Source organism: Streptomyces sp. TRM70350 (assembly GCF_019219825.1).
In the GTDB taxonomy this organism is placed as follows: domain Bacteria; phylum Actinomycetota; class Actinomycetes; order Streptomycetales; family Streptomycetaceae; genus Streptomyces.
In genome coordinates this window covers 64,670-89,283 of the sequence record NZ_JAHUXH010000003.1, presented here as the reverse complement: position 1 = coordinate 89,283, position 24,614 = coordinate 64,670, and the positions used below count along the sequence as shown (strand labels likewise).

At 72.5% G+C, this 24,614-nt stretch carries 19 protein-coding genes and 3 pseudogenes; 15 read left to right on the top strand and 7 right to left on the bottom strand.

From position 1 onward, the window contains the following. Positions 1 to 33: 33 nt before the first annotated feature. Both KWI83_RS06380 and KWI83_RS06375 read right to left on the bottom strand, forming a co-directional pair. Positions 34 to 651 carry a TetR/AcrR family transcriptional regulator gene (locus KWI83_RS06380; RefSeq protein ID WP_218513301.1) on the bottom strand — a complete coding sequence of 206 codons (618 nt, stop codon included), beginning with the start codon at positions 649 to 651 and terminating at the stop codon, positions 34 to 36. Beyond that, positions 648 to 1,243 (bottom strand): annotated as a pseudogene (locus KWI83_RS06375) (hypothetical protein). Before KWI83_RS06375 ends, KWI83_RS06380 begins: the two are co-directional and overlap by 4 nt. A gap of 176 nt (positions 1,244 to 1,419) precedes the next feature. On the opposite strand from KWI83_RS06375, the gene hmgA reads away from it, so the two are divergent. From hmgA to KWI83_RS06360, 3 genes are read left to right on the top strand one after another with little or no spacing between them, the layout of a single operon-like run. Further along, on the top strand, positions 1,420 to 2,793 hold the full coding sequence (gene hmgA, locus KWI83_RS06370; RefSeq protein ID WP_218513300.1) for a homogentisate 1,2-dioxygenase: 1,374 nt from the start codon (positions 1,420 to 1,422) through the stop codon (positions 2,791 to 2,793). Between the two features lie 60 nt (positions 2,794 to 2,853). Beyond that, the gene (locus KWI83_RS06365; RefSeq protein ID WP_218513299.1) at positions 2,854 to 3,603 is read left to right on the top strand and encodes a GntR family transcriptional regulator; all 750 of its coding nucleotides are present in this window, start codon (positions 2,854 to 2,856) and stop codon (positions 3,601 to 3,603) included. 26 nt (positions 3,604 to 3,629) lie between these two features. After that, positions 3,630 to 4,775 (top strand): type ISP restriction/modification enzyme, encoded by a 1,146-nt coding sequence (locus tag KWI83_RS06360; protein WP_218513298.1) that lies wholly within the window; start codon positions 3,630 to 3,632, stop codon positions 4,773 to 4,775. On the opposite strand, the pseudogene KWI83_RS38180 reads toward KWI83_RS06360, so the two are convergent. After that, a pseudogene (locus KWI83_RS38180) lies at positions 4,768 to 4,986 on the bottom strand (TetR/AcrR family transcriptional regulator); the annotation flags it as partial. The gene KWI83_RS06360 and the pseudogene KWI83_RS38180 sit on opposite strands and share 8 nt — an antisense overlap. Positions 4,987 to 4,988: 2 nt before the next feature. Here KWI83_RS38180 and KWI83_RS38175 point away from each other — a divergent pair. Continuing rightward, a pseudogene (locus tag KWI83_RS38175) lies at positions 4,989 to 5,072 on the top strand (ABC transporter permease); the annotation flags it as partial. Positions 5,073 to 5,254: 182 nt separating this feature from the next. After that, positions 5,255 to 6,451, top strand: a complete 1,197-nt coding sequence (locus KWI83_RS06355) for a CaiB/BaiF CoA-transferase family protein (protein WP_256361891.1) — start codon at positions 5,255 to 5,257, stop codon at positions 6,449 to 6,451. Positions 6,452 to 6,493: 42 nt separating this feature from the next. On the opposite strand, the gene KWI83_RS06350 is transcribed toward KWI83_RS06355, so the two are convergent. The 3 genes from KWI83_RS06350 to KWI83_RS06340 form a co-directional block, all read right to left on the bottom strand. Then, positions 6,494 to 6,763 (bottom strand): hypothetical protein, encoded by a 270-nt coding sequence (locus tag KWI83_RS06350; protein ID WP_218513296.1) that lies wholly within the window; start codon positions 6,761 to 6,763, stop codon positions 6,494 to 6,496. 126 nt (positions 6,764 to 6,889) lie between these two features. Continuing rightward, a complete protein-coding gene (locus KWI83_RS06345; RefSeq protein ID WP_218513295.1) occupies positions 6,890 to 7,696 on the bottom strand; it encodes an anti-sigma factor domain-containing protein in 807 nt (268 codons plus the stop codon). Between the two features lie 43 nt (positions 7,697 to 7,739). After that, complete coding sequence (locus tag KWI83_RS06340) at positions 7,740 to 8,282, bottom strand: sigma-70 family RNA polymerase sigma factor (protein ID WP_218513294.1); 543 nt, start codon at positions 8,280 to 8,282, stop codon at positions 7,740 to 7,742. A 318-nt stretch (positions 8,283 to 8,600) separates the two neighbouring features. On the opposite strand from KWI83_RS06340, the gene KWI83_RS06335 reads away from it, so the two are divergent. The 4 genes from KWI83_RS06335 (at position 8,601) to KWI83_RS06320 (ending at position 15,516) form a co-directional block, all read left to right on the top strand. Beyond that, complete coding sequence (locus tag KWI83_RS06335; protein WP_218513293.1) at positions 8,601 to 10,124, top strand: DUF4331 domain-containing protein; 1,524 nt, start codon at positions 8,601 to 8,603, stop codon at positions 10,122 to 10,124. 100 nt (positions 10,125 to 10,224) lie between these two features. Beyond that, the gene (locus tag KWI83_RS06330; protein WP_218513292.1) at positions 10,225 to 11,979 is read left to right on the top strand and encodes a tetratricopeptide repeat protein; all 1,755 of its coding nucleotides are present in this window, start codon (positions 10,225 to 10,227) and stop codon (positions 11,977 to 11,979) included. Further along, entirely contained in the window at positions 11,976 to 13,865 is a 1,890-nt protein-coding gene (locus KWI83_RS06325; RefSeq protein WP_308121994.1) for a nickel transporter, read from the top strand. The genes KWI83_RS06330 and KWI83_RS06325 overlap by 4 nt, the downstream gene beginning before the upstream one ends. Positions 13,866 to 13,923: 58 nt before the next feature. After that, positions 13,924 to 15,516, top strand: coding sequence for a serine/threonine-protein kinase (locus KWI83_RS06320; protein WP_374106277.1), 1,593 nt, complete (start codon positions 13,924 to 13,926; stop codon positions 15,514 to 15,516). Between the two features lie 3 nt (positions 15,517 to 15,519). Here the strand turns inward: KWI83_RS06320 and KWI83_RS06315 are convergent, their stop codons facing one another. Continuing rightward, positions 15,520 to 16,320, bottom strand: coding sequence for an SGNH/GDSL hydrolase family protein (locus tag KWI83_RS06315; protein ID WP_218513290.1), 801 nt, complete (start codon positions 16,318 to 16,320; stop codon positions 15,520 to 15,522). Positions 16,321 to 16,495: 175 nt separating this feature from the next. Here KWI83_RS06315 and KWI83_RS06310 point away from each other — a divergent pair, with 175 nt between their 5' ends. The 6 genes from KWI83_RS06310 (at position 16,496) to KWI83_RS06285 (ending at position 24,576) form a co-directional block, all read left to right on the top strand. Beyond that, positions 16,496 to 16,930 carry a hypothetical protein gene (locus KWI83_RS06310; RefSeq protein ID WP_256361889.1) on the top strand — a complete coding sequence of 145 codons (435 nt, stop codon included), beginning with the start codon at positions 16,496 to 16,498 and terminating at the stop codon, positions 16,928 to 16,930. Position 16,931: 1 nt separating this feature from the next. After that, positions 16,932 to 18,029, top strand: coding sequence for a GNAT family N-acetyltransferase (locus tag KWI83_RS06305; protein ID WP_218513289.1), 1,098 nt, complete (start codon positions 16,932 to 16,934; stop codon positions 18,027 to 18,029). A gap of 333 nt (positions 18,030 to 18,362) precedes the next feature. Beyond that, positions 18,363 to 19,199 (top strand): glycosyltransferase family 2 protein, encoded by an 837-nt coding sequence (locus tag KWI83_RS06300; RefSeq protein WP_256361888.1) that lies wholly within the window; start codon positions 18,363 to 18,365, stop codon positions 19,197 to 19,199. After that, positions 19,196 to 20,209 carry a glycosyltransferase family 2 protein gene (locus KWI83_RS06295; protein WP_218513288.1) on the top strand — a complete coding sequence of 338 codons (1,014 nt, stop codon included), beginning with the start codon at positions 19,196 to 19,198 and terminating at the stop codon, positions 20,207 to 20,209. Before KWI83_RS06300 ends, KWI83_RS06295 begins: the two co-directional genes overlap by 4 nt. Further along, positions 20,202 to 21,002, top strand: coding sequence for a polysaccharide deacetylase family protein (locus KWI83_RS06290; RefSeq protein WP_308121993.1), 801 nt, complete (start codon positions 20,202 to 20,204; stop codon positions 21,000 to 21,002). Before KWI83_RS06295 ends, KWI83_RS06290 begins: the two co-directional genes overlap by 8 nt. Further along, entirely contained in the window at positions 20,995 to 24,576 is a 3,582-nt protein-coding gene (locus KWI83_RS06285; RefSeq protein WP_218513287.1) for a lipopolysaccharide biosynthesis protein, read from the top strand. Before KWI83_RS06290 ends, KWI83_RS06285 begins: the two co-directional genes overlap by 8 nt. Positions 24,577 to 24,614 lie beyond the last annotated feature (38 nt).

Below are 24,614 nucleotides of genomic sequence, written 5' to 3'. Positions count from 1 at the left end.
GAGGCCCCAGAAGGAGCATGCCGAGCGGAGGGGTCAGTCCAGCACCCGTCCCAGATACGCCCGCAACATCTCCCGCATCTCCGCGATGATCTCCGCGTCCCCCTCCGGGTCCACCCGGAACGCCAGCTGCACCAGCGCGTCCGCGGTCTCCACGGCGATCAGGAAGGTGCGGCGCAGTTCGGTGTCGGGTTCGCGGGTGAGGTAGTCCGCGAGGAGGTCGGTGAGCCGGTCGGCGACCCGGTGGTTGGGTTCGGCCTGGTGGCTGCCGACGGGGATCTGGTTGCCGAAGTCGACGAGGGAGAAGCCGGGCGCGGTGCGCTTCATGGCGAGGTACTCGTCCAGCACGGCGTCCATGGCGGCCCGCCAGTCGCCGCGCCGCGCGCCCTGCAGACGCTCGGTGACGCGCTCGGCGTAGCGCTCCAGGTTGCGCTGGGCGAGCGCGTCGGCCATCTGCCGCTTGTTGCCGAAGAAGCGGTACACCGAGCCGATGGGCACACCGGCGCGCTCGGCCACCGCGCGGGTGCTCAGGGCGTCGTAGCCGACCTCGTCGAGGAGGTCGGCGCAGGCATCGAGGATGCGGGTCAGGCGTTCGGCACTGCGCCGCTGGACGGGCGCGCGGCGGAGCATGGAGGGATGGGGCACGGGCTTCATGATGCCTTTCCGCCGGGATCGGGTGAACCTCCACCCCCAGTACGCACCTCCGTGCCCGGTGCACTCATCGTGGCCGTCGGCACGCTCGGCTCGCTCCCCGACGCGGTGATGTCGGCCGTGGACTCGACGGGCTCGCCGTCGACCGCCCAGACGGTGCCGTCGTCGGCGTACAGCCGCACGGTGAGCTGGTGGGTGCCGCGCTTGACCAGTCCGGCGTCCAGGTGGTGCTGGGGGTGCGCAGTTCGGCGATGGGTCGGCCGTCCAGGAAGAGCCGGGCGACGCCCCGGCCGGGCGACGCCTTCGGTGCCGTACCGGCCGGTGAGAGGTGGAAGTCGCGCAGGGTCAGCCGTACGCCCCACCCCGTGCCGGAGGCGTCGGGCTGCACCTCGATTGCGACCTCGGGCGCGTCCTCGCCGCCCACCTCGCGGTAGGGCCGCCCGGCCTCGTCGGTGGCGTCGAGCAACCGGCCCACCGCCGGCGGCGACTCCCCGTTCCTCCGCTCTCCCGCATCACCGGTGCCGCAGCCCGCGGCACCGGCCAGCACCAGGACACAGACCGCGAGCGCGGCACGAGATCGACTCGTCCACGACATGCCCAGGAGCGTAGAACACGGGTACGACACCTCGAATCCCCCTGGAGTCTGGTTCTCGTCCGCCCTCCGTCGTCCGCCGAGAGGAGGCCGGGACGAGGCCGAGCATTCCCCTTGCGCCGAGGCAACCGCAATCCTACGGTGAACCATAGGAATCAACGTGCAAGGGAGCAGCGATCATGAGCGATGGGGGTACCTCCCGCGCGAGCGTGTTCGAGCGTGGGGGAGCGCGGAAGACCGCCGAAGGGCTGGCCCATCTCTCCGGATTCGGCAACGAGCACAGCTCGGAGGCCGTCCCGGGCGCACTGCCCGAGGGCCGCAACTCACCCCAACGCGCACCTCTCGGCCTGTACGCGGAGCAGCTCAGCGGTACGGCCTTCACCGAGCCCCGCGCCCACAACCGCCGTTCCTGGCTCTACCGCATCCGCCCCTCGGCCGCCCACCCCGCGTTCACCCGCACCGACAACGGCGGCCTGCGCACGGCCCCCTTCACCGAGACCGTGCCCGACCCGAACCGCCTGCGCTGGAACCCGCTGCCCGAGCCGCCGCCCGGCACCGACTTCCTGGCCGGCCTGTGGACCCTGGGCGGCAACGGCGACGCCACCCAGCGCACCGGCATGGCCGTGCACCTCTACCACGCGAACGCCGACATGGACCGCGTCTTCAGCGACGCGGACGGCGAGCTGCTGATCGTGCCGGAGCGGGGCGGGCTGCTGCTGCGCACGGAGTTCGGGCTGCTGGCGGTGGAACCCGGCCATGTCGCGCTCGTCCCGCGCGGGGTCCGCTTCCGCGTCGAGCTGCTCGACACCGCGTCCGACGGCAGGCAGAGCACGACCGCCCGAGGTTACGTCTGCGAGAACTACGGCGCCCCCTTCCGCCTCCCCGACCTCGGCCCGATCGGCGCCAACGGCCTCGCCAACCCCCGGGACTTCCGGGCGCCGGTCGCCGCGTACGAGGACGTGGAGGGCCCGGTGGAGGTGGTCAACAAGTTCTGCGGCAACCTCTGGACGGCGACGTACGACCACTCACCGCTCGACGTCGTCGCCTGGCACGGCAACCATGTGCCGTACGCCTACGATCTGCGTCGTTTCAATGTGCTCGGCACCATCTCGTACGACCACCCGGACCCGTCGATCTTCACGGTCCTCACCTCCCCGTCCGACACTCCCGGCCTCGCGGGCGTCGACTTCGTGGTGTTCGCGCCGCGCTGGCTGGTGGGCGAGGACACGTTCCGGCCGCCGTACTTCCACCGGAACGTGATGAGCGAGTACATGGGCCTGATCGAGGGCGCGTATGACGCCAAGGCCGAAGGGTTCGTGCCGGGCGGCGGCTCGCTGCACAACATGATGTCGGCGCACGGCCCGGACCGGGAGACGTTCGACCGGGCGAGCGCCGCCGAGCTGCGGCCGCAGAAGGTGGACGACGGGCTGGCGTTCATGTTCGAGACGCGCTGGCCGGTGACCCTGACACCGCAGGCGGCGCGGGCGGAGCATCTGCAACAGCGCTACGACGACGTGTGGCAGGGCCTTCAGCGGCACTTCCGCGCGTTGTGACGGTCGCTCGCCACAGGGCGCCCCTTGCACTGACCGTTTCCTGCCGGTACGGATGGCCCCGTGACCTCCTTCGCCCCGGACTCGATCGTCCTGAACCGCAAGCTGCCGCTCTGGTACCAGGTGTCGCAGTCGCTGCGCGCCTCGATACTCGGCCGCTCGCCCCGGGAGCCGCTGCGGCTGCCGACCGAGGAACAGCTGGCGGGGCACTACGGGGTGAGCGTGCTGACCATGCGGCAGGCGCTGAAGGAGCTGGAGGACGAGGGACTCATCACGCGGCACCGCAGGCGCGGCACGTTCATCGAGCCCAGCGCGAGGAGGGGTGCCCCGGTGCGGCTGCTGGGCTCGGTGGACGCGATCGTGGCCCAGCAGTCCGGCATGACCACCGAACTGCTGGACCACGGACACGCGCCCGTGCCCGCGGAACTCGCCGAGTACTTCCCGGACCTCGGCGAGGTGGCGACGTACCACCGGCTGCGCAGCGACGAGAAGACGGGCGAGCCGACCAACCACGCCCACAACTACGTCCGTCCCGAACTGGCCGGGCGAATCGACCTGGACGATCTGATCCGCTGGCCGATGACCAAGGTGCTGCGGGATGTCGTCGGGGCGGACATCAGCCGCATCACGGACACGGTGGAGGCGCGGCTCGCGGACCCGGAGACGGCGCGGCTGCTCAACGTGCCGCTGCTGAGCCCGATCCTGCACTACACGGGCGTGACCTACGACATGGCCGGGCGGGTGCTGGACGTGGCCGTCATCCACTACCGGGGCGACCGCTTCTCCTTCACGGTGACGCTGGACGCCACTTGAGGCACATGCCGGAACCCCGTCGTACGATGCCCGGCGTGACGCACGACGACGCTCCGCTGCTCGCGGACCTCATGCCGTGGTCCGTCGCACCGCCGCGAATCGGCCGGGGGTGGCCGACGGCCCCCGACCCGTCCTCCCTCAAGGCCCGCTGGGACGCCTTGATGAAGGCGGAGGGCGCGGACCGGGAGGCCCTGTTCGAGCCCACGCGGTCGCGCACCCTGCACTCGGCGGTCGGGCAGCTGCCGGGCCGGTCCACCGGCACGGAGAAGCTGCTGCGCGCGCAGGGCCCCTGCCCGGAACCGGTCCGCGTGCTGCTGTCCCCCTTCGACGAGCAGTGGCTGATTCCGGACCACCGTCTCATCGACGCGGCGCGACCGGAGTTGTGGCGGGTGGCCGACGAACGGCAGGTGTTCGTGGTGGAGACCCCGGAGGGCGGCGGGCCCCATCTGCTGGCCACCTCCCTGCTCCCGCTGCTCCGCCCCGGCCGGGTCCGCCCCCTGTACCGCCGCCCCGGCGGCGCCGAACCGAACCTGACACCAGGCCTGCTGGACCACTTGGCCACCCGCCTCGGGCAGGACCTCGCCCCGGTCGACGTCCTCGCCTGGATCCTGACCGCGGTCCGGGCGGACCTCACCGTTCCGCTCACCACGGACCCCGGCCTCTGGTCGCACGGCGTCGACACGGGCCGCCGCATGCTCTGGCTGCTGCGCCGCGACGGCGACCGCCCCAAACTGCCCGGCGGCCGCCGCCCCTACGTCCGCGCCCCGCTCCCCGCACGCCCCCACACGCTCCACTACGACCGCGACGAGGAGACCCTGCATCTCGACGAGGGCCGTATCTCCCCCGTCCCGTCCCAGGCCTGGGACTTCGAGGCGGGCGGGATCCGCGTCCTGGAGCAGTGGTTCGCGGCGCGCACGACCGAGGACGAGCCCGGCACGCTCCTCGCGATCCGCCCGGCGACCTGGCCCCAGACGTGGACGTCGGAACTGCTGGAGCTGATCACGGTCCTCACGCTCCTGGCCGACCTCCCGCCGGTCCAGGCGGAGTCCACCCTCACCGCGACCGACCTGCGCACCGCCGGCGTCCTGCCGGTCCCCGCCTCCGCCCGCCGCCCCGCGTCGGTCCTGGACACCCACGAGGAGGGCCCGGAGGGGCAGTTGGCGCTCCTCTAGGCGCCCCCTGGAACCCGTCCAGCACCCGCAGCAACACCCGCTCGAACACCGCCTCCAGATCCACCGGCCCGGGATCCTCCGCGAGGGCGGCCGCCAGCCGCGGATACTCGCCCGTCGCGATCCGGCCGCCCAGATAGGCGGCCCGCACCGCGTTCTCCTGCTCCGGCGACCAGGGCAGCGAGCGGGTGCGCTCGGCGGTGGCGAGCTCGTTTCGCCGGGTCGCTGGCGTGGTGCGCCGTGCTGCTGGCGGTGTGCGTCCCGCTCGCCGTGCGCCGCTACGCGCACGGCGAGCGCTGAACCAACCCGCCTTGACGGCCTTCCGCCGCTCCGGCTGTGCGGGCTGGTGCCGATGGGGGCGAGGGCGGCACCCCGGGCAGCGCGTCGTACTCGCCGCACGCGGGCGCCTTGGCGGGGCTGTCCTGGGCGAGGCTGGTGGGCGTGCATGACAAAGCTGTGACGCGCGGGCCATGATCCCTGGCATGGAACAGCAGCCCCTGCCCCTGGCGGGCATCACCGTCGTCGCCGTCGAGCAGGCCGTCGCCGCCCCCTTCGCCACCCGGCAGCTCGCCGACCTCGGGGCGCGGGTGATCAAGGTCGAGCGGGTGGACGGCGGCGACTTCGCGCGCGGTTACGACACCGCCGCCCGCGGCCTCGCCTCGCACTTCGTGTGGTGCAACGGCGGCAAGGAGTCCATCGCGCTGGACCTGAAGGACCCGCGCGGGCTGGACGTCGTACGGCGGCTGGTGGCGGACGCGGACGTGTTCGTGCAGAACCTCGCGCAGGGGGCGGCGGCGCGGCTCGGGCTCGACGCGGCCACGCTGTGCGCCGCGCACCCGCGGCTGATCGCCGTGGACATCTCCGGATACGGGTCCTCGGGACCGTACGCGGACAAGCGGGCGTACGACATGCTCGTGCAGTGCGAGGCCGGGCTGGTGTCGGTGACGGGGACGCCGGAGCAGCCGGTGAAGGCGGGGATCCCGGCGGCGGACATCGCGGCCGCCATGTACGCCTTCTCGGGCGTGCTGGCGGCACTGGTGCGGCGCGGCACCACCGGGCGCGGCGGGCCGGTGGAGGTGTCGATGCTGGAGGCGCTCGCGGAGTGGATGGGGCATCCGCTGCACCATGTGATGCACGACGGCACTCCCCCGGCGCGCACGGGCCTCGCGCACGCCGTCATCGCGCCCTACGACGCCTACGCCACGGCGGACGGCGGGCGGGTGCTGCTGTCGGTGCAGAACGACCGGGAGTGGCGGCGGCTCGCCGAACGGGTCATGGGGCGGCCGGAGTTGGGGACCGATCCGGCGTTCGCGACGAACGCGGCGCGGGTGGCGAACCGGGAGCGGACGGACGCGGAGGTGGCGCGGGCGCTGGGGACGCTGGGCGCCGACGAGGCGCTGGCCCGGCTGGAGGGTGCGGGGATCGCGTGCGCCCGGCTGCGGGACGTCCGGGAGGTGGCGGAGCATCCACAGTTGGCGGCCCGGGAGCGGTGGCGGGAGGTGGGCTCGCCGGTGGGGCCGCTGAGGGCGCTGCTGCCGCCGATCACCTGGCCGGGTGGGGAGCCGGCGCGGAGCGGAGACGTACCCGCGCTCGGGCAGCACACCGAAGCGTTGCTGCGTGCCGTGGGGATGACGGACGACGAGATCGCAGCGCTGCGCCGGGACGGTGTGGCTGCCTGAGCGCGGGCCCTCGAAGGGTCGCGTCAGGGACGCCTGTGCGGGTCAGTGCCCGCCGAACAGCGAACGGCGCAGTCGGCGCAGCGGTGCGAAGAGCGAGACCCTGCTCACCCGCGTGCCCCGGTCGCTGCGCTCGTGCGCGGTGTCACGTGCGGTTATCTCGCGCATCAGCGAGGTCGCCTCGGCCGCCTCCCGCTGCGGGACGGCAGGGCCCGCCAGCACCGAGAGATGGCGGTCGAGGCGCGAGCTGGTCGCGCTGCTCCCGCAGGTGATCGCAGGGACCCTTGCCCTGCTGCGCACTGTTATCTGTTCCATGTCACTCCCCACCCGTACGAGTCCACCCGGCCCGGGCAGGGTAACCCTATCTCCCCCTTGGGGCACGCGTGTATCGCGGTCACAGGATTCACCTTCCCTGTAAGGCCGTTGACCACGCCTCGTCGATCACCCTCCGAATCCGACCGATTCCAGGGCGAGTTGGACAACCGGCTGGGTGGTCGGCTGAGGTGACCCCCCGTCGGGCTCGACGGTCACTGCGAGTGACGTCGCCGCCCTGTCCAGGCCGTTCGCCACGAAGGGCGTGTCGTCGTCGAGGAGGCCCAGGGAGCGCGGTTGTGCCTGGGGGCGCATGAGCCAGAGTTGGTGCACACGGTCGCTCGGCAGCTCGTCGTATCCGTTCAGCGTGACGACCGCACGCCCCTCCGAAGCGGAGGCGATCACTCCGATCGTCCGCCCCTCGGCATCCCGTCCGGTGGCCGCGCGGGCGTCCGGGGCGGCGAGGACGTGGGCGATCTCACGCGCCCGGTTCCGCTCGGCGGCCAGTTGCTCCCGGGTCTGGTTGGCCTGGACGGCGAAGAGGGAGGCGACGACGAGGGCCGCGGCGGCGGTCGCGGTGGCGAACGGGACGAACAGGGGGCGCGGCCGGGGGGTACGGGTGCGCGCCGGGGGTGGCTGCGTGCCCCACACATGCGCGGGCAGCCGGTGCTCCCGCACGCGTGCGGGCTCCTGCGGGGTCGTGCGTACGGCGGCCAGCACCCGGTCGCGCAGGGCGGCCGGCGCGGGGGCGGCCGTGGACCAGGCGAGGCGCACGGCGTCCTCGGCGAGCGCCCGTACCTCCTGCGCGCAGCGCTCGCAGCGCGCCAGATGCTTCTCGAAGCGGGCGCGTTCGTCGCCCTCCAGGGCGTCGAGCGCGTAGGGCGCGGCGAGGCTGTGCAGGTCGGCGCTGCCGCGCAGCCGGTCGAGCAGGCTCATGCCGTACCCCCTCGGCCCTCGGTGTGCGGGCGGTCCAGGAAGCTCACGCGACTCCTCCGAGGCACTCGCGCAGCCGGGTCAGTCCGTCGCGCATCCGGGTCTTGACCGTGCCGAGCGGCAGCGAGAGCCGTTCGGCCACTTCACGGTAGGTGTAGCCGTCGTAGTAGGCGAGGGTGACGGACTCCCGCTGGAGGGCGGTGAGCCGGTTCAGGCACCGGCGCACCCACTCGCGTTCGAGTCCGGCCTCCACCTCCTCGGCGACCTGGTCGAAGGCGGGCGTCCCGGCGCGCAGAGCCTCGCGCTGCTCCCGCTCACCGGCCGCGCGGGCGCTGCGCACCCGGTCGACGGCGCGGCGGTGGGCGAGGGTGAGGATCCAGGACAGGGCGCTGCCGCGGCCGGGGTCGAAGCGGGCGGCGGACCGCCACAGTTCGAGCAGCACCTCCTGGGCCACCTCCTCGGACTGCGCCGGATCCCGCACCACGCGCTTGACGAGCCCGAACACCGGTCCGGACACCAGTGCGTAGAGCTCCTCGAACGCCATCTGGTCCCCGCCCGCGACGCGGATCAGCAGTCTGTCCGCCTCCACGCGCTCCCCCTCTCCCCGGCCGCACCCGGGCCGTCCCGTCACACCAGACATTCGCAACGAACGCACCTCCGGATGGGGGTACGGATGAGCGTGCCGAAAACGCGGGTCGGGGACCGGGAAATTCACGGCCGAAGGCCGGGGACACCACGGGGTCACCGTCCGGCAGGCCGCAGCCCGCAGGCCCAGAAACGCCGCGAGGCACACCCCACACCCGGGCCAACACCCGCCCGCCGTACAAGTTTTCCGCCTCGACCAATCCGGTCCGCGCACCGCTCCGAATCCCCGGTGTCAGGCAAGTTGGCACTGAGGACGGACGGCATGACAGCTATCTCCAAGCGCGGCGCGGGACTCAGGAGCGTCGCCACCCTCGTCTGTGGTGCGCTGGCCGCCGGAGGGCTCGCGGCCGCCGGCGTGACCGCGCTGCAACCCGGGGCGGCCGCCGCCTCCAGTCACCGGGAGGCCCCGCTGATCTCGGGCACCCCGCAGTACGACAACACCGACGTGTACGCGTTCGTCAGCCCGGACAAGCCGGACACGACGACGATCATCGCCAACTGGATCCCGTTCGAGGAGCCGGCCGGCGGACCGAACTTCTTCACGTTCGCCGAGGACGCCCAGTACGACCTCCACATCGACAACAACGGCGACGCGCAGGGCGAACTGTTGTTCCGCTACACGTTCAAGACGCACATCAAGAACAAGAAGACGTTCCTCTACAACACCGGCCCCGTCGAGAGCCTGGACGACCCGGACCTCAACGTCACGCAGACCTACGACATCGATCTGCTGCGGCTGAAGAACCAGCACCTGGTGTCCCGTACGAAGATCGCGGACGATGTGCCGGTCGCGCCCTCGAACGTGGGCAAGGCGTCCATGCCGGACTACGCCAAGCTGCGCGAGCAGGCGATCCACGAACTGGCGGGCGGCGCCACGACGTTCGCCGGGCAGGCCGACGACCCGTTCTTCCTGGACCTGCGCGTCTTCGACCTCCTGTACGGCGGGAACCTCTCCGAGGTCGGCAACGACACGCTCAAGGGCTACAACGTCAACTCCATCGCCCTGCAGGTGCCCAACCACCTGATCCAGGAGTCCGCCGACCAGCCGATCGTCGGCATCTGGTCGACGACCCAGCGCAAGAACGCCCAGGGCCACTTCCGCCAGGTCTCGCGGCTCGGCAACCCGCTGGTCAACGAGGTCGTCAACCCGATCGAGGACAAGGACACCTTCAACGCGTCCGGGCCGTGGGACGACGCCCAGTTCCTGGACAACGTCACCAACCCCGAGCTGCCGAAGCTCATCGAGGCGATCTACAAGATCCCGGCGCCCAAGGAGCCCCGCAACGACCTGGTGGACGTCTTCCTGAATGGCGTTCAGGGCCTCAACCAGCCGCCGCACGTGACCCCGTCCGAGATGCTGCGCCTGAACACGTCCATCAAACCGGCCGCCGAACCGAAGCGGCTCGGCGTCCTGGACGGCGACAACGCGGGCTTCCCCAACGGCCGCCGTCTCACCGACGACGTGATCGACGCCTCCCTCCAGGTCGTCGAGGGTGAACTGCTCGGCGCCAAGAACGACCTGGGCGACGCGGTGGACCAGAACGACAAGGAGTTCGAGAAGGCCTTCCCGTACCTCGCCCTGCCGACGGAGGGCTCGCGCGGCCCGCTGGCCAAGGGCACCTCGGGCGGCAACGACGTCCGCAGCCAGATCGGCGACGCCCTCCAGCCCGCGGGCTCGGACGACACGACCCTGATCGCCGCCTCCGCGGGCGCGGGTGCGGGCGGAATCCTGCTGATCGGCGTCGCCCTGATGTGGTGGCGCCGCATGCGGGGCCGCGCGTACTGACGCCCCCACCGACCGGCGCGGCCCGCCCCTCCCCCATCCCCCCGGCGCGGGCCGCGCCTCCTGACGAACATCCCCATCCGCTGGTGCACCAAGGAGAGGCATGGTCCCGCGTACGAACGACGACGACCCGGAGCGCGAGAACGGCCGGAGGCCGGACGGCGGGGTGGTGAAGGGCGAGAACGGCCCGGGCATGGAGGGCGGGAGCAGTCCGGGTACGGCCGACGCCACGGTGGAGGGCGGGAGCAGTCCGGGTACGGCCGACGCCACGGTGGAGAGCGAGAACGGCGCGGGTACGGCCGACGCCACGGTGGAGAGCGAGAACGGCGCGGGTACGGCCGACGCCACGGTGGAGAGCGAGAACGGCGCGGGTACGGCCGACGCCACGGTGGAGAGCGGAAGCCGCCCCGCCACAGCCGACGCCACGGTGGAGAGCGAGAACGGCGCGGGTGCGACCGACGCCACTGCCTCCGAGGCGACGGGCCCCGACCAGCGTGTCGCCGCGCTGCGGCGGGTCTCCGCGGCCGGGCGGCGCTGGCGCCGGGCCCAACTCGCGGGGTGTGTCGTGCTGTTGGCCGTGGCGCTCACCGGAGGGTCGATCGCGCTCGGGAACACGCGGGACGACGGCGGTCGTGCCGTGGCGGAGGCGGGTGGCGGCATGTCGCCCGCCGCGCTGCTCGGCGGCGGCGACCTCGACGCGAGCGTCACCGGACTGCAGGCCCATCTCCGCGCCCAGCCACGGGACTTCGGTGCCTGGGCCACCCTGGGCCTCGCTTACGTCGAACAGGCCAGGGTCGACGGCGACCCCTCCCGCTACCCGCAGGCCGAGAAGGCGCTGGACCGCTCGCTCGATCTCAGGCCCGGCAACGACCAGGCCCTGGCCGGCCGGGCCGCCCTCGCCGCCGCCCGCCACGACTTCACCGGCGCCCTGAAGTTCGCCGACCAGGCCCTGCAGCGGAACCCCTACAACGAACGCGCCCTGTGCAGCCGTATCGACACCCTGCTCGAACTCGGCCGATACGACGAAGCAGCGCAGGCCGCCGACACCGCCGACTCCCGGCGGCCGGGCATCCCCGTCTTCACGCGGTACGCGTACGTGCGTGAGCTGCGCGGTGACGTCCGCACCGCCCGCCGGGTCCTGGAGCAGGCCCTCGACGCCGCCGCCACGCCCGCCGACACGGCGTACGTCGCCACCGCGCTCGGCCACCTCGCGTGGAACCAGGGCGACCACGAGACCGCGCTGCTGCACTACGCCCGCGCCCTCGCCGCCGACGACGGCTACCTCCCCGCGCTGGAGGGACGCGCCCGCGCGCAGGCGGCCAGCGGTGACCGTGCCGAGGCCGTGCGCGGCATGGAGGCGGTCGTCGCCCGCGCCCCGCTGCCGGGCCCGCTGGTGGCGCTCGGGGAGCTGTACGAGGAGGGCGGTGACCAGACCCGGGCCCGCGAGCAGTACGCCCTCGTCGACGCCTGGACCGCCCTCGCGCGCGCGGGGGGTGTCAACGTCGACCTCGACACCGCCCTCGCCGCCGCCGACCACGGCGACGCGAAGCTCGCGCTGCGCGCCGCCCGCGCCGAGTGGGACCGCCGGAAGACCGTGCACACCGCGGACGCCCTCGCCTGGGCCCTGCATGTGAACGGCCGCGACGAGGAGGCCCTGCCGTACGCCCGCCGGGCCACCGCCACCGGCTACCGCAACGCCGCGTTCCTGTACCACCGCGGCGTGATCGAGCTCGCCACGGGCCGCACGAAGGAGGCCCGCGCCTCCCTGACCGCGGCTGTGCAGCTGAACCCCGGCTTCTCCCCGCTCGGCGCCCGCGAGGCCCGTGCGGCAGTGAAGTCCCTGGAGGCGGACCGGTGAAGCTCCCCCGTCTCCTCGCCGTCCTGGCCGCCACCGGCGTCCTCGTCCTCGTCCCCGTCGGCACCGCGTCCGCGCACCCGCTCGGCAACTTCACGGTCAACCACTACGACGGGTTGGTCACCGCCCCCGGCGAACTCCGCGTCGACCACGTCGAGGACCTCGCCGAGATCCCGGCGACCCAGGCCGGACCCGATGTCGAACGGCTCGGGCTGAGCGGCTGGGCCGAGCAGCGGTGCGCGGCCGCCGCCCGGGACAGCGAGGTCACCGTCGACGGACGTACGGTCCCCCTCCGTGTCGCCGGCAGCCACGCGCGCGTGCGGCCCGGTCAGGCGGGGCTCGACACCCTGCGGGTGGAGTGCCGACTGACCGCTCCCCTTCCCGAGGGCGACTCGGTGACCGTCGGGTTCCGCAGCGCGGGCGCCGACTCCGGCCCCGGCTGGCGGGAGATCACCGCGCGCGGGGACCGTACGACGCTCACCGCGTCGGACGTGCCGGAGGAGTCGGCGTCGCGTGAACTGACCGCCTATCCGGAGGAGTTGCTGTCGTCCCCGGCCGACACCACCACCGCGGCCCTGCGGGTGCGTCCCGGCGGCCCCGCGCTGGCCGGGGAGCGGGGCGACGCGCCCGCCGCGTCCGTCCTGCCGCGCGGCGCCGACCGCTTCACCCGCGCCCTGGACTCCCTGGTCGCCCGGCACGACCTCACCGTCGGCTTCGCCGCCCTCGCCCTGCTCGTCGCCATCGGCCTGGGCGCGATGCACGCCCTCGCACCCGGCCACGGCAAGACGTTGATGGCGGCCACCGCGGCGGCGCACGGCGGCCAGGCCCGCATGAAGGACGTCCTGCCCCTGGCCGCCTCCGTCACGGTCACCCACACCCTCGGTGTCGTCGCCCTCGGCCTCCTGGTCACGGCGGGGTCCGCGGCGGCCCCCTCGGTGGTCGCCTGGCTGGGCATCGCGAGCGGCGTGCTGGTGACGGTGGCGGGGGCGGGACTGGTCCGGCGGGCGGTCCGCGGTCGGGGACGCGTCCAGGCACACGTACACGCGCGCGACCATGACCACCACCAAGGCCACGGCCATGAGCACGCGCATGCGCACGACCATCGCGATCACGACCACCCGCACGCACACCCACACGGCGACCACGACCACCCGCACGCACACCCACACGCACACGGCGACCACGACCACCCGCACCCGCACCGGCACCCGCACGCACACCCGCACCCGCACCCGCACGCACACGCACACGGACACGGACACGGCGACCACGCTCACGCGCACAACCACGGCGACCACCCTCACGCGCACAACCACGGCGACCACCCTCACGCGCACAACCACGGCGACCACCCTCACGCGCACAACCACGGCGACCACCCTGACGCGCACGACCACGGCGACCACCCTGACGCGCACGACCACGGCGACCACCCTGACGCACACGACCACGGGGGTCACACCCCTCCGCACCCGCACTCCCATCAGCACACCCACGCCCACACCCACACCCACGGCGGCCGCACCCACACCCACCCCATCGCCCCCACCCTCCGCGGCACGATCCTCATGGGCTTCGCCGGTGGCATGGTGCCCAGCCCCTCCGCGGTCGTCGTCCTGGTGGGCGCCGCCGCCCTCGGGCACGCCTGGTTCGGGCTGCTGCTCGTCGTCGCGTACGGCGTCGGCCTGGCGCTCACCCTCACCGCCGCCGGTTTCGCCGTCGTGAAGTTCGGCGTCGGCGTGAGCCGTGCCCTGGTCCGGCGGCCGCGCTGGACCGCCAATCCGCTGGCCGCGCTGGTCCGCCGTACCGCGCCGGTGGGTTCCGCGTTCGTCGTCGTGGCCCTGGGTGCCGGATTGGTGCTCAGGGGGGCGGCATCGGCATTCGGGTGAGCTACTTTTGGGGAGAAATCAGACGACACATCACTCGCGGCTGCGAATGGGGGCGCCCGTGTCCGTGCATCCGGGCAGTGAACGCGTGATCGCCGGCCGTTACCGCCTGCTGTCCCCGCTCGGCGAGGGCGGGATGGGCACGGTGTGGCGCGCCCGCGACGAGGTGCTCCACCGCGAGGTCGCCGTCAAGGAGGTGCGCGCCCCGGCCGGGCTGCCCACCGCCGACGTCGAGCGGATGTACGCCCGCCTGGAGCGCGAGGCCTGGGCGGCGGCGCGGGTCGCGAACCGCAATGTCGTGACGGTGTACGACGTGGCCACGGACGAGGGCCGACCCTGGATCGTGATGGAGTTGGTCCGCGGTATCTCCCTCGCGGAGCTGCTGGACGCCGAGGGGCCGCTGGCGCCGCAGCGCGCGGCGCACATCGGCGCGGAGGTGCTGTCCGCGCTGCGCGCCGCGCACGAGGCCGGGGTGCTGCACCGGGACGTGAAACCGGCCAACGTCCTGCTGTCGAACGACGGCCGGGTCGTCCTCACCGACTTCGGCATCGCGATGGTCGAGGGCAGTTCGGCGCTGACGATGACCGGCGAGGTCGTCGGCTCGCCCGAGTTCCTCGCGCCGGAGCGGGCGCTCGGCCGGACGCCGGGCCCGGAGTCCGACCTGTGGTCGCTGGGCGTGCTGTTGTACGCGGCGGTCGAGGGGCACTCCCCCTTCCGGCACGACACCCCGTTGAGCACCCTGCGCGCGATCGTCGACGACGAGCTGCCGCCGCCGCGCCGGGCCGGTCCGCTCACCCCCGTCATCGAGGGTCTGCTGCGCAAGGACCCGGCCGAGCGCCTGTCACCCGAACGGGCCGAGCAGGACCTGCGGTTGATCGGCGCCGGGGGCACCCCCCGCGCGGACACGGCGCCGACGACGCCGTACACCCCGTACCCGTACTCCCCCACGGTCGCCGACCGGCAACCGCCGTCCCCCACCCCACCGCAACCCGTCCCGGCCGCGACCACCACGACCACCGAACCCCGCCACGACCGCCGCACCGTCACCGTCCTGGTCGCGGGCGTCGCGGCGCTGGCGCTGGCCATCGGCGGGCTGACGTACGCGCTCCTCAACAACAACGACGGCGGCAACGGCGGCAGTACGGCGCAGACCACCGACCCGCCCGCCACAGGGACAACGGAGACGACCCCGGAAGAGGAGACCACCGACCCCGGCGGCGGGCCCGGGGCCACCACCCCGACCCCGAGCGAGACCCCCACGTCCACTCCGCCGCCCCAGACGGTGACCGTCAGCCTCTCCGGCGAGCGCACCGACTACTCCGGTCCCTGCCCGCCGCCGGGCGACCAGGCCCCCACGTTCACGGCGACGTTCACGGTGGGCCGGCTCCCGGCGCAGGTCGACTACCGGTGGGTGACCAGGGACGGCGAGGTCGAGAGCTGGAAGACGCTGTCGTTCCCGGAGGGCGGGGAGCGGACCAGGCAGGACCGGGTGATCGTGACGACGTACGAGGAGAGCGGGACGCTGGAGAACGAACTCAGGGTCGAGGTCCGCGACCCGGTGCACACCACGTCCAACGCGGTGCCGTTCTCGGTGACCTGTGTGACGGAGACCCCGACGGGCGGGGCCTCCCCTTCACTGTCGCCCACTCCCTGAGGGTCAGGCGGCGTTGAGCACCGGCAGATAGCCGCCGGACTGTCCGTTCGCGGTGGGGTGGTACGACTCGCCGATGTTGAACCAGTTGACGCTGTGCAGCCAGGAGGCGCCGGAGCAGATCTCGTGGCCGGTGAAGGTGGTGCGGACGTCACCGAAGGTGAAGCCGTGGTTCCGGGCGCGCTTCTCGATGGCGGTGTTCAGGTGGTCGGAGGCGTCGTTGATGGCCTTGCGCTTGGTCTCGGACAGGCCGAGGCAGGCCTGGCCGAGCTTGTAGAAGCGGGGGTAGCCGAGGACGACGACGTGTGCCGAGGGGGCCTTGCTGCGGATCGCCGCGTACACGTTGTCGAGCTTGCCGGGGAGCGTGCTGTCGACGTACGCCCGCGCGGTGTTGATGCGGGAGACGCAGGCGCTGTCGGACTGCAGTACGCACGTCGTCATGACGTCCGCGAAGCCGGCGTCGTTGCCGCCGACGGTGATCGAGACCAGGCCGGTGCTCGCGTTGAGGGGCGCCAGCTGACTGGCGACAACTTCATCCGTTCGGGCGCCCGAGCAGGCCGTGAAGTTGAAGGACGAGGGTGAGTTGGCGGCGGCCCAGAGGTAGGGGTACGCGCGCGTGCTGCGCTTGCAGTCGCCGCTGGAGCTGAGGTAGCTGCCCGCGCCGACACCGGAGGAGTAGGAGTCGCCGAGCGCCACATAGCCGGTGGCGGCGGCTTCCGACGCCTGCGCCGCGGCGGCTCCGGTGAGGGAGGCCGTGGCGGCGAGGAGGAGGGAGCCGAGGTATACGGCAAGTCGGGAACGTCTCATGGAACCTCCCTTTAGCAGGATCTCTGCCTCAACCGTCGTACCAACTACGCGTGTTGAATGGAAGTGTCCATGCCAAAACTTTTGACAGGCGTTCAAATTCCGCGTCTTGACGGCTCCCCGGGGGCTGAGCGACATTGAAGCCCGGCATCCGGCGCTTCGGGGGGCAAAGTCGCCAATGCAGACCATCCGTGCGAACACAGATGCATCAGACGCACCAGACGGCGCCGAGCGGACGCGGCCCGGTTCGGGGAGGGACCTGAGGCTGGCGCTCGCGGGCGCCGCGACCGCCGTCGGGGGGATCGGCGCGCTGCTCGCGCTCATCGAGTCCGACTCGCCGCTGCGCGGTCCGTTCACGCTGTTCTTCCTGCTGGCGGCACCGGCCGTGGCCATCGCCGCCGCACTCGACGGGCTGGATCCGCTCGGCCGCGCCATCGTGGCGCTGGCGGGCGCGATCGTGGTCGACATGCTGGTGGCCCAGGGCCTGCTGGCCCTGCACCTGTGGTCGGTACGCGGCGGCATCGCGGCCGTGACCGTCCTCAGCGCCCTCACTCTCCTGCTGGTTCTGGTACGGCGCTCCGGTGGCCGTACGGCGAGAAGAGGGGGTTTGTGACGTGGACATCCGTGTGTACCGCCCCGGCGAGCTGACCGGCGCCGACCGGGCGGCCTGGACGCAGATGCAGGCCAAGTCCCATCTGCACGGTTCGCCGGAGCTGGCGAACCCGTTCCTGTCGCCGGAGTTCGCGCTGGCCGTGGGCCGGTGCCGACGCGGCGTCCGGATCGCGGTGGTCCGCGAGGACGGCCAGCCCGCCGCGTTCTTCCCGTTCCAGAGATCCGCCGCCGGTGTCGGCCGGGCCGTCGGGCTCGGCGTCTCCGACGCGCAGGGCGTTGTGCACCGCCCCGGATTCACCTGGGACGCCCGTGAGCTGCTGCGGGCCTGCGGGCTCGCGGTATGGGAGTTCGACCACCTGGTGGAAGCCCAGCGGCCGTTCGAGGCGCACGCCTCCGGCACCTACCCGTCCCCGGTCATCGACGTCGACCAGGGATTCGACACGTATCTGGCCCGGCTGCGCGACCGGTCACCGAAGTTCACCAAGTCCACTCTCGCCAAGGACCGCAGACTCGGCCGCGACGTGGGCGAGGTCGTGTACGTCCACGACGAGCGGGACCCCGCCGCCCTGCGCACGCTGATGGACTGGAAGTCCGCGCAGTACCGCAGGACCGGGCGCAGCGACCGCTTCGCGCACGAGTGGATCACCCGGCTGGTGGAGCGGCTGTTCCACACCCGCTCCGAGCCGTTCGCCGGGATCCTGTCGGTGCTGTACGCGGGCGGCCGGCCGATCGCCGCGCACTTCGGGCTGCGCACCGAACGCGTGCTGGCCTGCTGGTTCCCCGCGTACGACCCGGCGTTCTCGAAGTACTCACCGGGGCTGGTGCTGCATCTGCGGATGGCCGAGTCGGCCGCCGCCGACGGAATCGCCCATCTGGATCTCGGGCGGGGCCAGAAGGAATACAAGGACTCCCTGAAGACGCGGGAAATGCAGGTGTCCGAAGGGTGGGTGACCCGTCGTCACCCGGTCGCTTTCGGGCATCGCGCCCGGCGTGCGCCGGTGCGTGCTCTGCGCAATGTGGTGGTGTCGCGGCCGGAGCTGTTCGAGCCTGCGGACAAACTGCTGAAGCAAATGGGAAAGATTCGGTCAGGTCGCAGGTAACGGCTAATCCAACTAAAAGGTAAGGCTATGCTCAGGTCTTGCCATAAGGGGTGATGCGTCAATACCGTCGTACATCTCATCCGCATCGGACCGTCACCACAGCGGACCAGGGGAGGGCTCAGGGCCGCGGTGATGTGCCGGAGCGGGGCGCGCGGTGGGGGGTGCCGTGCTCGGTGACGCGTGATGCCTCATGCGTGATCGAGCCGTTCCGCGCAACCGGCTGCCTTTTTCGGGGCCGGTGAGCTTTGCCAGTGACAAACCCCCCTTTCGAACCGGACAAAAAGCCGGGCCGCCCGGGGGTGGGCGGTCCACCGGACGAGAGGGACCAGACTCATGAGCTCCGTTCTGGGCTCGACGACCACCGACTCGACGACCACCGACCAGATTCCGACGACGGCCGGCGCCTACCGGCCGATCTCCACGCACCTGGCCATTACGCCGCCGGTGAGCGTGGTGATTCCCGCCATGAACGAGGCGGAGAATCTCCCGTACGTCTTCAAGACCCTTCCGGACTGGATCCACGAAGTGGTGTTGGTGGACGGCAATTCCACCGACGACACCGTCGCGGTCGCCCGTGGGCTGTGGCCGGACGTGAAGGTCGTCGAACAGCGCGGAAAGGGCAAGGGGGACGCGCTGATCACCGGGTTCGAGGCGTGCACCGGCGACATCATCGTGATGGTCGACGCGGACGGCTCGGCCGACGGCAACGAGATCGTGTCGTACGTCTCCGCCCTGGTCTCCGGGGCGGACTTCGCCAAAGGGTCCCGGTTCGCCAACGGCGGCGGCACCGACGACATGACCTTCATCCGCAAGATGGGCAACCGCGCGCTGTGCGCGGTCGTCAACCGCAAGTTCGGCGCCCGCTACACCGACCTGTGCTACGGCTACAACGCCTTCTGGCGGCACTGCCTGGACAAGATCGACCTGGACTGCACCGGCTTCGAGGTCGAGACCCTGATGAACATCCGGGTGGTCAAGGCCGGGCTGAAGGTGCAGGAGATACCCAGCCACGAGTACCTCCGCATCCACGGCACCAGCAACCTGAGCGCCGTGCGCGACGGCCTGCGGGTGCTGAGGGTGATCCTGCGGGAGCGCTCCAACCGGCGTGCGCTGCGCCGCCGCACCCACCCCTCGCCGATGCTCGACACGGCCCGGGGAGAGGTGTCTTGAGCGGTCCCGACATCTCCGTCGTGATCTGCGTCTACACCGAGGACCGCTGGGAGGACATCCTCGCGGCGGTCGCCTCGGTGCGGGCGCAGTCCCGGCAGGCCCTGGAGACGCTCCTGGTCGTGGACCACAACCAGGCCCTCCTGCACCGCCTGACCCGGGAGTTCAAGGAAACCAGCGGTGTGCGGGTGCTCGCCAACGCGGGTCCTCGCGGCCTGTCCGCGGGCCGCAACACCGGCATCGCCGCCGCCCACGGTGACGTGATCGCCTTCCTCGACGACGACGCCGTCGCCGAACGGGACTGGCTCAGGCACTTCGCCTCGGCGTACGCCGACCCGCGGGTGATGGCGGTCGGCGGCCGTACGGTGCCCATCTGGGCGTCGGGGCGCCGGCCGGTGTGGTTCCCGGAGGAGTTCGACTGGGTGGTCGGCTGCACCTATCGGGGCCTGCCGCCCGGCCTGGTCCGGGTGCGCAACGTCCTGGGCGGCAACGCCTCCTTCCGCCGCAGCGCGTTCGACGCGGCGGGCGGCTTCGCCACCGGCATCGGACGGGACGGCGACAAGCGCCCGCTGGGCTGCGAGGAGACGGAGCTGTGCATCCGCCTCACCCGCGCCCTGCCCGAGGCGATCCTGCTGATCGACGACCGCGCGGTGATCCACCACCGGGTGCCGTCGGGCCGCGAGCGGTTCGGCTACTTCCGTACGCGCGCGTACGCCGAGGGCCTGTCGAAGGCGCTGGTGGCCCGGAGCGTGGGCGCGGCCAAGGGCCTGGAGTCGGAACGCCGGTACACCACCCGAGTCCTGCCGGGCGGGGTGGCGCGCGGCCTGCGCGACGCGCTGCTGGCCCGGCCGGGCGGGGCGGGCAGGGCGGGGGCGATCGTCGCGGGGGTGTGCGCGGCGGCCGGTGGGTACGTCGTGGGCAGCGTGCGGGCGCGCAGGAGCGGTACGACGTTCTCCGTGGCGCCGGTCGGGGGGGCGGCGGACCTGATCGTGGGGGGCGGCAGACGTGACTGACACGCGCGTGCCGATCCTGATGTACCACGCGGTCGCGACCGACCCGAACGACACCACCCGCGCCCTGTCGGTCACGCCCGAGGCCTTCGTCCGGCAGATGGAGGTCATCGGCGACCTGGGCCTCACCCCCCTCACCACGGCCGACCTCGCGGGCCGCTGGCGCTCCGGGCGTCTGCTGCCGCCGCGCCCGGTCCTGGTCACCTTCGACGACGGCTACGAGGGCGTGCACCGGCACGCCCTGCCCGTGCTCAGGAAGCACGGCTTCCCGGCCACGCTGTTCGTCTCCACCGGCTGGATCAGGGGCGTCCACGCCACCGGAGGCGCCCTGGACCGCATGCTCGACTGGGTCCAGGTGCGCGAACTGGCCGAGTCCGGCGTCGAGATAGGCGGCCACAGCCACAGCCATCCGCAGCTCGACCAGCTCGACGACGACGCCCTGCGCTTCGAGCTGACCCGCTGCCGGGACATCGTCGCGGACGAACTGGGCGCGCTGCCGGTGTCGTTCGCCTACCCCTACGGCTACTCCAGCCGCCGGGTCCGCCAGGAGGTCCGTACGACGGGGTACGCCCAGGCCCTCGCCGTCGGCAACGAACTCGCCCGGCGAAGACAGGGGCCGTACGCCCTGCGCCGTGTCACCGTGCGCCGCAGCACCGGGATCGAGGAGTTCGAGCGGCTCGTCGAGGGCCGCGCGATCACCCGAGCCTTCACCAGGGACCGCGCCCTCACCAAGGGGTACGCGCTGGTCCGCCGAGCACGTCAGGTCTGCCGGAAGGCCACCCGTACCCGTGTCTGACACGACGACCACAGCACAGGCCGAACCGACCGACGAACAGGCCCCGGAGCAGCCCCGGCGCCGACGCGGGCTGCCCGGGGTCGGCCGGTCGCCGGGCGGCGGTCAGCTGCTGCGCAACGCGTACGCGCTGATGCTGAACACCGGAATCTCCGCGGTACTCGGCCTGGGCTACTGGCTGCTCGCCGCCCGCTACTACTCCGAGGCGGCGGTCGGCCAGGGCTCCGCCGCGATCGCCGCGATGAAGCTCCTCGCGGGGCTCACCGCGGTGACGCTCACCGGTGCCCTCGCCCGGTTCATCCCGGTCGCGGGCCGTGCCACCGGGCGCCTCGTCTTCCGTACCTACGCGGGCAGTTCGCTCGTGGTGGCGCTGGCGGCGGGCGTGTTCCTGCTGACGCTGGACGTGTGGGGACCGTCGTACCGCTTCCTGCACTCGTCGCCGGCCGCCGCCGGTTTCGTGGTGGCCGTCGTCGCCTGGAACCTGCTCACGCTCCAGGACGGTGTGCTCACCGGGCTGCGCAGCGCGCTGTGGGTGCCGGTCGGGAACACCGTGTTCTCGGCGGTGAAGCTGGGGCTGCTGATCGCGTTCGCGGTGGCGATCCCCATGGCCGGGGTCTTCGTGTCCTGGGTCGCGGCGATCGCCACGTCCGTGCTGCCGCTGGGCTGGCTGGTGTTCCGGCGGCTGGTGCCCCGGCATGTGGCGGCGACCGAGGAGCACGCGCGGCCCCCGACACTGAGGGAGGTCGGGCGGTTCCTGGCGGGCGACTACACCGGGTCGCTGTTCTCGCTCGCCGTGGTCTATCTCGTCCCGGTGATCGTGGCCGCGCAGGTCAGCGCCGAGGACAACGCGTACTTCTACATCACCGCCACCATCGGCGGCACGGTCAACCTGCTCGCCATCAACATGGGCGCCTCACTGACCGTCGAGGGCTCGCACGATCCGGGCCGACTCGCCGCCAACACCCGGGCCGCGCTGAGGCGGATGGCCCGGATCATGGTGCCGGTGGCCGCCGTGCTGTTCTTCGGCGCGCCCTGGATCCTCGGTGTGTTCGGCGCCGGGTACGCGGACGCGGCCACGCCGCTGCTGCGCTGGTTCGCGGTCGGCGCGGTGCTGCGGGTCGTGATGGAGACCTACTTCGCGGTGCTGCGCGCGCAGAGCCGTACCGCCGGACTGGCCTGGCTGCAGGGCCTGTTGTGCGCGCTGGTGCTCGGCCTGACGCTGGTGCTGCTCCCGAGGATGGGCCTGACCGGCGCGGGCGTCGCCGAGATCGTCAGCCTCGCGGTGATCGTGGCGATCGCCGCGCCCAGGCTGTACCGCACCGTCCGGGGCGCCTCGTCCGCCGACGTCCCGGCGGGCGCGGCACCGGACGGTGACCTCGCCGACCTGGGGGCACGCGACAGCGACACCCTGGTGCTGGGCATCCCGGCCGACCTCGACCATCAGGAACGGCGGCCGGACGTCCGGCCGGGGCCGGGGACGCCGCCCACGGGGGTGCCGTCGGAGCCTGCCGGGGCAGCGGAAACGAAGGTTCCCCATGCGGCGGCACCTTGGCGGCAGCGCCTGATGCCCACCCGCCTCGGTGTGGTCCTCGGCTGTCTCCTGGTCGCCGCGCTCCTGCTCTACTGGGTGCCGGCGTCCCGCCTCGGCGAGGCCGACCTGGACCGCATGGGCGGGCTGGGCCTGATCTCCGTCCTGCCCATCCCCACCCTGGCCGGGGCCGCGCTGCTGGTCGTGGTGTTCGCCTCGCTGCTCTGGCCGAGCCGTGAGCACCGGACGTTGCTGCTGGTCACCCTGCTGGCGACGGTCGTATCACTGCACGCGCTGCCCACCGTGATCGAGACCGAGCCACGGTTCGCCACGGCCTGGCAGCACCTCGGCTTCCTCGACCACATCGACCGCACCGGCACGGCCGTACCGGACCTGGACGCGCGCTGGAGCTGGCCCGGCTTCTTCGCCGTGGCCGCCTTCGTCGCCCAGGCCTGCGGGGTCACCGACCTCACCGAGGTGATCCGCTGGTGGCCGCTGACTGTCCAACTGCTGTATCTCGCCCCGCTGTTCCTGCTCACGCGGGCGCTCCGGGCGAGCTGGCGCGCCAAATGGACCGGCGTCTGGATCTTCGTGCTGAGCGGCTGGGTCGGCCAGGACTACTTCTCCCCGCAGGGCTTCACCTACCTGCTGTACCTCGTCCTCGTCGCGATCGTGCTGGTCTGGTTCCGCGCGCCGCGCGTGATCTGGACGAGGCTCCGCCCCGGTGAGGCGGAAGTCGAGCCGACGAACCGGCGGCAGCGGGTGGTGCTGCTGCTCGTGGTGATCGGCCTGTTCGCGGCGACCGTCCCGGCCCACCAGCTGACCCCGTTCGTGATGCTGGGCGTGCTCACGGTCCTCGTCCTGGTCGGCAGGTCCGAACTGCGGGGCCTGCCGGTGCTGTTCGGGGTGATGGTCGCGGCCTGGATCGGCTTCATGGCCGAGCCGTACTGGTCCGGCCACTTCGACGAGCTGTTCGGCGGGATCGGCGGCGTCGGCGGCAATGTGTCGTCGTCGGTGTCCGGGCGGATCGAGGGCGGCAGTTCCACCCACCAGCTCGTGCTGTACGCGCGCGTGGCGTTGGCGGGCGGGGTGCTGGCGTTCGCCTGCTGGGGCTGGTGGCGGCGGCGCGCGCACAAGTACCGCGAGCGGTCGCTGCTGGTCCTGACCTTCGTGCCGTTCCTGGGCTTCGGCATGCAGTCGTACGGCGGCGAGATGGCGCTGCGCGTCTTCCTGTTCGCGCTGCCCGGCGCCGCCCTGCTGGCGGGGCTCGCGCTCTTCCCGCGCACCGGCGTCACCGCCGAGGAACGGGACAAGGACCGGGTGAGCCTCGCCCCGCTGGCCGCGCTGATGGCGGGGCTGGTGCTGATGGGCGGGTTCCTGGTGGCGCGGTGGGGCAACGAGCCGTTCGAACGGGTGCGGCCCGGCGAGGTCGCCGCCATGGAGTTCGTGTACGCGCACGACGATCCCAGCGTGCGGCTGCTGTGGCTCAGCGACGACCCGCTGCAGACCGTGACGCCCGCGATGCCGTGGGGCGCCCGGGACATGGAGAAGGTGGAGTATCTGCCGACGCAGGCGCCGTCCGACCCGGTGCTGGTGGCGGGGCTGGTCAAGGCGTTGCAGGACGCCGGGCCGAACTCGTATCTGATGATCAACCGTGCTCAGGTCACCTACCTGCGCATGGATGTGGGCTACCCGGCGACCTGGGAGCCCCGGCTGATCCAGAACCTGGACCGGCGGCCCGAGCTGCGCAGGGTGTTCGTCAACGCCGACGTGACGATCTACGCCCTGGCCACGCGGCCCCCCGGCCCCGTCCCCGAGGCCGATCCCGGCCCGCCGGGACCGCTGGTGACCTGGACGCCCTGGTCGGTGGTCGGCGCCCTCGCGGCCGTCGCGCTGATCGTGCTGCTGTCGGCACGGGAAGTGCTCCGGGTGGGGATGCGGCCGAGCGTGCGGCAACTGCGGTGGCTGCAGAGCAGCTTCTGGTTCTCGCTGCCGCTGCTGGCGGTGCTGCTCGCGGCGCTGGTGCAGCGGTTCCTGACCCTGAAGTAGGACCCTGAAGGAGGGCCTTGAAGGAAGGCCTTGAAGGA

Coding starts and splice junctions, on each gene's coding strand:
- KWI83_RS06380 (WP_218513301.1), bottom strand. CDS start 651: ATGAAGCCCGTGCCCCATCCCTCCATGCTCCGCCGCGCGCCCGTCCAG.
- hmgA (WP_218513300.1), top strand. CDS start 1,420: ATGAGCGATGGGGGTACCTCCCGCGCGAGCGTGTTCGAGCGTGGGGGA.
- KWI83_RS06360 (WP_218513298.1), top strand. CDS start 3,630: ATGCCCGGCGTGACGCACGACGACGCTCCGCTGCTCGCGGACCTCATG.
- KWI83_RS06355 (WP_256361891.1), top strand. CDS start 5,255: ATGGAACAGCAGCCCCTGCCCCTGGCGGGCATCACCGTCGTCGCCGTC.
- KWI83_RS06350 (WP_218513296.1), bottom strand. CDS start 6,763: ATGGAACAGATAACAGTGCGCAGCAGGGCAAGGGTCCCTGCGATCACC.
- KWI83_RS06345 (WP_218513295.1), bottom strand. CDS start 7,696: ATGAGCCTGCTCGACCGGCTGCGCGGCAGCGCCGACCTGCACAGCCTC.
- KWI83_RS06335 (WP_218513293.1), top strand. CDS start 8,601: ATGACAGCTATCTCCAAGCGCGGCGCGGGACTCAGGAGCGTCGCCACC.
- KWI83_RS06330 (WP_218513292.1), top strand. CDS start 10,225: ATGGTCCCGCGTACGAACGACGACGACCCGGAGCGCGAGAACGGCCGG.
- KWI83_RS06315 (WP_218513290.1), bottom strand. CDS start 16,320: ATGAGACGTTCCCGACTTGCCGTATACCTCGGCTCCCTCCTCCTCGCC.
- KWI83_RS06310 (WP_256361889.1), top strand. CDS start 16,496: ATGCAGACCATCCGTGCGAACACAGATGCATCAGACGCACCAGACGGC.
- KWI83_RS06300 (WP_256361888.1), top strand. CDS start 18,363: ATGAGCTCCGTTCTGGGCTCGACGACCACCGACTCGACGACCACCGAC.